Source organism: Bradyrhizobium sp. 33ap4 (assembly GCF_032654765.1).
GTDB classification, from domain to species: Bacteria; Pseudomonadota; Alphaproteobacteria; order Rhizobiales; family Xanthobacteraceae; genus Bradyrhizobium; species Bradyrhizobium australafricanum.
This window is the reverse complement of sequence record NZ_JAUMTJ010000071.1, coordinates 37,136-45,342: the sequence shown is the minus strand read 5'-3', so window position 1 is coordinate 45,342 and position 8,207 is coordinate 37,136. Positions and strand designations below refer to the sequence as shown.

The window sequence follows — 8,207 nt, the reverse complement described above, 5'->3', positions numbered from 1 at the left end:
GTAGCCATGTCGTTCTGTGAGCCAAGGAGTTGAGTGTTATAGTTGTCTTCCTAAGACCGCTTGGCCTCCGACTCGGTAACTTGGTGCGGGCCGCAATCTCCTGATTGCCGAGCAGCCCGTCATTGGGTTGGAATGCGCGCAGGACGTCCAGTCCGCGGGAAAGGGCGACGACGAAATTGCGATCGGTCGCGGCTTTCTTGCTAGCGCGCTTCATCCCTATCCTTGCCCTGCCCTTGTCATGCTCGTTGACAAGGCACGTGCTTCAAAATAACCCTCCATGTCAAGATGTGGAATTAAATTTCGCAGTGCGAAATTGGTCTAATCGTAGCGGCTCAACGCAAGTCGTGCAGCTACTCAACACAAGTCCAAGAACAAGCATCCAGGGAGAGTCCCGGTGAGTGAAGTCGTCAAGCTCGAACGTCATGACAATATTGCCGTCGTCACGGTTAACAGTCCGCCTGTGAATGCGCTGAGCGCCGCGGTGCGCGGCGGCATCTTCGAGTGCATCAAGAGCGCGATCGATGATGCGCAGGTCCAGGGCATCGTGCTGACCTGCGCCGGCCGTACCTTCATCGCCGGCGCCGACATCACCGAATTCGGCAAGCCGCCGAAGCCGCCCGGGCTCGCCGAAGTGCTGAGCCTGATGGAGAGCTCGCCGAAGCCGATCGTTGCCGCGATCCACGGCACCGCGCTCGGCGGCGGCCTCGAGGTCGCGCTGGCCTGCCACTACCGTGTCGCCACCAAGGACGCCAAGCTCGGTCTGCCCGAGGTGAAGCTCGGCCTGCTGCCCGGCGCCGGCGGCACCCAGCGCCTGCCGCGCGCGGTCGGTCCCGAGCTCGCGGTCAAGATGATCGTCGGCGGCGATCCGATCGGCGCGGACGCGGCGCTGAAGGCCGGCCTGATCGAGGAGATCGTCGAGGGACCGGCTTCGGGCGGTGAGGCATTCGCGCGCAAGGTGGTCGCCGAGAAGCGTCCGCTGCGCAAGCTGCGCGACGACGACAGCAAGCTCGCCGCGGCCAAGGCCGATCGTTCGATCTTCACCAATGCGGTCGCTGCGCTGACCAAGAAGTCGCGCGGCCTCGAGGCGCCGTTCGCCGCTGCCGACGCCGTCGGCGCCGCGATCGACCTGCCGTTCGACGAGGGCCTGAAGAAGGAGCGCGAGGGCTTCCTCAAGCTGATGAACGGCGACCAGTCCAAGGCACAGCGCTACGCCTTCTTCGCCGAGCGCGAAGCCGCCAAGATCTCCGGTGTCCCCGACGGCACCAAGGGCCGCAACGTGGCGCGCGTCGCCATCCTCGGCGCCGGCACCATGGGCGGCGGCATCGCGATGTCGTTCGCCAATGCCGGCATCCCGGTCACCCTGATCGAGACCGGCGAGGAGCAGCTCAAGCGCGGCATGGGCATCATGCAGAAGAACTACGAGGCGACCGCCGCGCGCGGCGGCATCCCGGCGGACGCGCCCGCCAAGCGGATGGCGCTGATCAACGGTGTCGTCGGCATCGAGAACGTCGGCGACGCCGATCTCGTGATCGAGGCGGTGTTCGAGACCATGGCGGTCAAGAAGGAAGTGTTCGGCAAGCTCGACCAGTATGCCAAGCCGGGCGCGGTGCTGGCCTCCAACACCTCCTATCTCAACATCGACGAGATCGCGAAGTCGACCAAGCGTCCGCAGGACGTGCTCGGCATGCACTTCTTCTCGCCGGCCAACGTCATGAAGCTGTGCGAGATCGTGCGCGCCGACAAGACCGCGCCCGACGCGCTGGTCACGGCCGTCTCGATCGCCCGCAAGATCGCCAAGGTGCCGGCAGTGGTCGGCGTCTGCGACGGCTTCGTCGGCAACCGCATGCTGGCGCAGCGCGGCAAGCAGTCCGAGAAGCTGCTGTTCGAAGGCGCCCTGCCGCAACAGGTCGACGCCGTGGTGACCAAGTTCGGCATGCCGATGGGCCCGTTCGCGATGGGCGATCTCGCCGGTCTCGACATCGGCTGGCGCTCGCGCAAGGACCGCGGCATCAAGTCGGAGATCGCCGACGCGCTGTGCGAAGCCGGCCGCTTCGGCCAGAAGACAGGCAAGGGCTACTACAAGTACGAGCCGGGCTCGCGCGCGGCGCTGCCCGATCCGGAGGTCGAGAAGCTGATCGACGAGACGCTGGCGCGCCTCGGCCGCAAGAAGCGCGTCGTCAGTGACGACGAGATCCTCGAGCGCATGATGTACCCGATGATCAACGAAGGCGCGAAGATCCTCGCCGAGGGCATCGCGGCGCGTCCGTCGGATATCGACGTGGTCTGGCTCTATGGCTATGGCTGGCCGATCTATCGCGGCGGTCCGATGTTCTGGGCCGACACCGTCGGCCTCAAGCACATCGCCGATCGCCTGGCCTTCTACGCCAAGGAGACCAACGATCCCTCGCTCGAGCCGGCGCCGCTGCTCAAGAAGCTCGCCGACGAGGGCAAGACCTTCGCCTCGCTCGCCGCGCCGTCGAAGGCGGCGTGATTGGCCGACTGTAACCACGTGTCATTCCGGGATGCGCCGTAAGGCGCAGACCCGGAATCTCGAGATTCCCCGATGCGCAAATTGCGCATCTTAGGTTCACGCTGCGCGTGCCACGGAATGACAGTTTCCAGAGTCTGGTTTTCATGACCTATCCCGGCGAACAATATTATCCCAAGGGCGTGCAGTGGAGCGACGAGATCACGCGCGGCACGCTGCCGGACCTGCTGTCGAGCGCCGCCGCCGAGTTCGGCGCGCGCCCGGTGCTCGAATTCCGCGACCGGCCGATCAGCTACGCCGAGCTGGAGGCCCTGGTCGAGACCGCCGCCGCTTCCTTCATGCGGGCCGGCTACGGCAAGGGAACGTCGGTCGCGCTGTTCCTCGGCAATTCGCCTGACCATCCGATCAATTTCTTCGGTGCGCTGAAGGCCGGCGCCCGCGTCGTGCATCTGTCGCCGCTCGACGGCGAGATCGCGCTGTCGCACAAGCTGTCCGATTCAGGCGCGCGGGTGCTGGTCACCAGCAATTTGTCGGCGCTGTTGCCGACCGCGCTGAAATTCCTCGCCAAGGGTCTGCTCGATCGTCTGATCGTCTGCGAGGACGACAATTGGGGCAAGGTCGGCACGCCGCAAACGGCGCTGCCCGACAATCCCGCGATCATCACCCACCGCCAGTTCATCGACGGCGCGACCAGGCCGTCGCAATGGCCGGCGGTCGACGTCGAGGACGTCGCGCTGCTGCAATACACCGGCGGCACCACGGGCCTGCCCAAGGGCGCAATGCTCAGCCACGGCAATCTCACCGCGGCGGTGTCGATCTACGACGTCTGGGGCAAGCCCGGGCGGCTCGAGCGCAATGCGATCGAGCGCGTGATCTGCGTGCTGCCGCTGTTTCACATCTACGCACTGACCGTCGTGCTGCTGTCGGCGATCCGGCGCGGCCATCTGATCTCGCTGCACCAGCGCTTCGATGTCGAGGCGGTGATGCGCGACATCGAGGTCAAGCGCGCAACGGTATTTCCCGGCGTGCCGACGATGTGGATCGCGATCGCCTCGCTGCCCGATCTCGACAAGCGCGATCTCTCTTCGCTGGTGGTCGCCGGCTCCGGCGGCGCGCCGCTGCCGGTGGAGGTCGCGAAGATCTTCGAGCGCCGCGTCGGCATGAAGCTGAAGAGCGGCTGGGGCATGACCGAGACCTGCTCGCCCGGCACCGGCCATCCCAAGGAGGGACCGGAGAAACCAGGCTCGATCGGGCTGATGCTGCCCGGCATCGAGATGGACGTCGTGTCGCTGGAGGATTCCACCAGGGTGATGCCGGTCGGCGAGGTCGGCGAGATCCGCATCCGCGGCCCGAACGTCACCAAGGGCTACTGGAACAGGCCGGCGGAGACCGCGGAGGCTTTCGTCGGCGACCGCTTCCTCACCGGCGACATCGGCTACATGGACGCCGACGGCTATTTCTATCTGGTCGACCGCAAGAAGGACATGATCATCTCCGGCGGCTTCAACGTCTATCCGCAGATGATCGAGCAGGCGATCTACACCCATCCTGCCGTGCAGGAGGTGATCGTGATCGGCATTCCCGACGATTACCGCGGTGAGGCGGCAAAGGCCTTCATCAAGCTGCGCGACGGCGAGAAGACCTTCTCGATCGACGAGCTGCGTGCATTCCTCACCGGCAAGGTCGGTAAGCACGAACTGCCGGCGGCCGTCGAGTTCGTCGACGAATTGCCGCGCACCCCGGTCGGCAAGCTGTCGCGTCACGAATTGCGCCAGCAGCAGCCCAAGACTGCTCAAACCGAGACATCTCAATCCACGCAACAACAGACTGCATCAGGATCTCGCTCATGACCGACGCCGTTATCGTCTCCACCGCCCGCACGCCGATCGGCAAGGCCTATCGCGGCGCGCTCAACGTCACCGAGGGCGCGACCTTGCTCGGGCACGCGATCGGCGAAGCGGTGGCGCGCGCCAAGGTCGATCCGAAGGAGATCGAGGACGTGGTGATGGGCGCGGCGATGCAGCAGGGCGCGACCGGCGGCAACATCGCGCGCAAGGCGCTGCTCCGCGCCGGCTTGCCGGTGACGGTTGCCGGCACCACGATCGACCGCCAGTGCGCCTCCGGCCTGCAGGCGATTGCGCTTGCCGCGCGCTCGGTGATCTTCGACGGCGTCGAGATCGCGGTCGGCGGCGGCGGTGAATCGATCTCGCTGGTGCAGAACGACAAGATGAACTCGTTCCACGCCCAGGATCCGGCGCTGCTCAAGATCAAGGGCGAGGTCTACATGCCCATGATCGACACTGCCGAGATCGTCGCCAAGCGCTACAACATCTCGCGCGAGAGGCAGGACGAGTATGGGCTGGAAAGCCAGCGCCGCACCGCGGCCGCGCAGCAGGGCGGCAAGTTCAAGGAAGAGCTCGCGCCGATCACCACCATGATGGCGGTCACCGACAAGGCGACCGGTGCCGTCACGATGAAAGAGGTGACGCTGTCGCAGGACGAAGGTCCGCGGCCGGAGACCACGGCCGAAGGGCTTGCCAGCCTCAAGCCGGTGCGCGGCGACGGTTTCACCATCACCGCCGGCAATGCCAGCCAGCTCTCGGACGGCGCCAGCGCCTCCGTGATCATGAGCGACAAGGAAGCCGCCAAGCGCGGGCTGAAGCCGCTCGGCATCTTCCGCGGCTTCGTCTCCGCCGGCTGCGAGCCGGACGAGATGGGCATCGGTCCGGTGTTCGCGGTGCCGCGGCTGCTGAAGCGCCATGGCCTCAAGGTCGACGACATCGATCTCTGGGAGCTCAACGAGGCCTTCGCGGTGCAGGTGCTCTATTGCCGCGACAAGCTCGGCATCGATCCGGAGAAGATCAACGTCAATGGCGGCGCGATTTCGGTCGGCCACCCCTACGGCATGTCGGGTGCGCGGCTCACCGGCCACGCGCTGATCGAGGGCCGCCGCCGCAAGGCCAAATACGCAGTCGTCACCATGTGCGTCGGTGGCGGCATGGGCGCGGCCGGCCTGTTCGAGGTGTTGCAGTAGGATTGTCGTCCCGGCGAAGGCCGGGACCCATACGCCGCGGCTTCTCTTTGGGCACATGCGGCAGCCGGCGTTGTCAAACACGAAAGCCGGTGGTTATGGGTCCCGGCCTTCGCCGGGACGACCAGGAAAGAAGCAGTTGAATTTCAAAAGGAGGATCCGATGGATCTCGCTTTCACCAAGGAAGAGATAGCGTTTCGCGAGGAGGTGCGGGAGTTCTTCAAGAACAACGTGCCGCCGGAGACCCGGCGCAAGCTGCAGGAAGGCCGCCATCTGTCGAAGGACGAGATGGTCACCTGGTGGCGCATCCTCAACAAGAAGGGCTGGGGCGTCACCCACTGGCCGAAGGAATATGGCGGCACCGGCTGGAGCACCGTGCAGCACTACATCTTCAACGAGGAGCTGCAGTCCTATCCGGCGCCGCAGCCGCTCGCCTTCGGCGTCAGCATGGTCGGCCCGGTGATCTACACCTTCGGCAACGAGAAGCAGAAGAAGGAATATCTGCCGCGCATCGCCAATGTCGACGACTGGTGGTGCCAGGGCTTCTCGGAGCCGGGCTCGGGTTCGGACCTCGCGTCGCTGAAGACCAAGGCCGAGCGCCGTGGCGACAAGTGGATCATCAACGGCCAGAAGACCTGGACCACGCTCGCCCAGCACGCCGACATGATCTTCTGCCTCTGCCGCACCGATCCGGCCGCGAAGAAGCAGATGGGCATCTCCTTCATCGTGTTCTCGATGAAGTCGAAGGGCGTCACCGTGCGCCCGATCCAGACCATCGACGGCGGCCACGAGGTCAACGAGGTGTTCTTCGACGACGTCGAGGTGCCCTACGAGAACCTGATCGGCGAGGAAAACAAGGGCTGGGATTACGCCAAATTCCTGCTCGGCAATGAGCGCACCGGCATCGCCCGGGTCGGCGTGTCGAAGGAGCGGCTGCGCCGCATCCGCGCGCTGGCCTCCAAGGTCGAGGCCGGCGGCCGTCCGGTGATCGAGGATCCGGCGTTCCGCGAGAAGCTCACTGCCTGCGAGATCGAGCTGAAGGCGCTCGAGCTCACCCAGCTCCGCGTCGTCGCCGACGAGGGCAAGCACGGCAAGGGCAAGCCCAATCCGGCGTCCTCGGTGCTCAAGATCAAGGGCTCGGAGATCCAGCAGACCACGACCGAGCTGTTGATGGAGATCATCGGTCCGTTCGCCGCACCCTATGACGAGCACGGCGATGCCGGTTCCAACGAGAGCATGGATTGGACCGCGCAGATCGCGCCGAGCTACTTCAACAACCGCAAGGTTTCGATCTACGGCGGCTCCAACGAGATCCAGCGCAACATCATCAGCAAGGCGGTGCTGGGGCTTTGATCCTCTCCCTCTCCCCGCTCTTCGCGGGGAGAGGGTTGGGGTGAGGGGCATCTCTCCGAGCAACGACTGCCGAGAGACCTGTACCCCCTCACCCGGATCGCTTCGCGATCCGACCTCTCCCCGCAAGCGGGGCGAGGTGAAGAGGCCCCGGCTTGAACAACGATCAGTTAGTTAAGGGAACGAACATGGATTTTGATCTGTCCGAGGAGCAGCGGCTTCTCAAGGAAAGCGTCGACGGGTTGCTGGCGGATGCCTACGACTTCGATGCGCGCAAGAAATACATGAAGGAGAAGGGCGGCTGGAGCAAAGCGCTCTGGGGCAAGCTCGCCGAGCAGGGCCTGCTTGGTCTTCCCTTCGCGGAGACCGACGGCGGCTTTGGCGCCGGCGCGGTCGAGACCATGATCGTGATGGAAGCGCTCGGCAAGGCGCTGGTGGTCGAGCCTTATCTGGCCACCGTTGTGGTCGCCGGCGGTTTCCTGCGCCATGGTGGCTCGGCCGAGCAGAAGGCCAAGTACATTCCCGGCATCATCGACGGCAGCAGGACCTTTGGCTTCGCCCAGCTCGAGAAGAACTCGCGCTACGATTTGTTCGACGTCGTGACCACGGCCAAGAAGAAGGGCGCTGCTTACGTGATCGACGGCGAGAAGTTCGTGGTGCTCAACGGCGAGAACGCCGACACGCTGATCGTGACCGCGCGCACCAAGGGCGGCCAGCGCGACAAGACCGGCATCGGCGTGTTCCTGGTCCCAGCGGATGCCAAGGGCGTCACCAGGAAGGGCTATCCGACCCAGGACGGCCTGCACGCGGCCGACATCACCTTCACCAATGTCGAGGTCGGCGCTGACGCCGCGATCGGCGATCCCGAGAACGGCCTGCCGCTGATCGAGCGCGTCGCCGACGAAGCCCGCATTGCGCTGTGCGCGGAAGCCGTCGGCGCGATGGACGAGTCGCTGAAGGAGACGGTCGAGTACATCAAGACCCGCAAGCAGTTCGGCGTTGCGATCGGCTCGTTCCAGAGCCTGCAGCACCGTGCCGCCGACATGTTCGTGGCGCTGGAGCAGGCCCGCAGCATGTCGATGTTCGCCACCATGGCGTCGGACTTCGACGATGCCAAGGAGCGTGCGTCGGCGGTCGCCGCCGCCAAGGTGCAGGTCGGCAAGTCCCTGAAGTTCGTCGGCCAGCAGTCGATCCAGCTTCATGGCGGCATCGGCATGACCATGGAAGCCAAGATCGGTCACTATTTCAAGCGGCTGACCATGATCGAGAACACGCTCGGCGACACCGACTATCACCTCCGTCGCGTCAGCGAGGGCGGCGGGTTGTTGGCCTGAGCCA

General features: G+C 65.1%; 6 protein-coding genes. 5 read left to right on the top strand and 1 reads right to left on the bottom strand.

Going from position 1 to position 8,207, the window contains the following annotated elements; translation table 11 throughout:
- Window positions 1-214 (bottom strand): helix-turn-helix domain-containing protein (locus tag Q2M23_RS37200; RefSeq protein WP_316398692.1); only part of this gene is annotated, 214 nt, incomplete at its 3' end.
- A 180-nt stretch (window positions 215-394) separates the two neighbouring features.
- Here Q2M23_RS37200 and Q2M23_RS37195 point away from each other — a divergent pair.
- From Q2M23_RS37195 to pimD, 5 genes are all read left to right on the top strand, one after another.
- Window positions 395-2,491, top strand: a complete 2,097-nt coding sequence (locus tag Q2M23_RS37195) for a 3-hydroxyacyl-CoA dehydrogenase NAD-binding domain-containing protein (RefSeq protein ID WP_057016014.1) — start codon at window positions 395-397, stop codon at window positions 2,489-2,491.
- A gap of 143 nt (window positions 2,492-2,634) precedes the next feature.
- Window positions 2,635-4,338, top strand: coding sequence for a dicarboxylate--CoA ligase PimA (gene pimA, locus Q2M23_RS37190; RefSeq protein ID WP_316398691.1), 1,704 nt, complete (start codon window positions 2,635-2,637; stop codon window positions 4,336-4,338).
- Window positions 4,335-5,522, top strand: coding sequence for an acetyl-CoA C-acyltransferase (locus Q2M23_RS37185; RefSeq protein ID WP_057016016.1), 1,188 nt, complete (start codon window positions 4,335-4,337; stop codon window positions 5,520-5,522). Before pimA ends, Q2M23_RS37185 begins: the two co-directional genes overlap by 4 nt.
- Window positions 5,523-5,681: 159 nt before the next feature.
- Entirely contained in the window at window positions 5,682-6,872 is a 1,191-nt protein-coding gene (gene pimC / locus Q2M23_RS37180; protein WP_057016017.1) for a pimeloyl-CoA dehydrogenase large subunit, read from the top strand.
- Window positions 6,873-7,057: 185 nt separating this feature from the next.
- A complete protein-coding gene (gene pimD, locus Q2M23_RS37175; RefSeq protein WP_057016018.1) occupies window positions 7,058-8,203 on the top strand; it encodes a pimeloyl-CoA dehydrogenase small subunit in 1,146 nt (381 codons plus the stop codon).
- Window positions 8,204-8,207 lie beyond the last annotated feature (4 nt).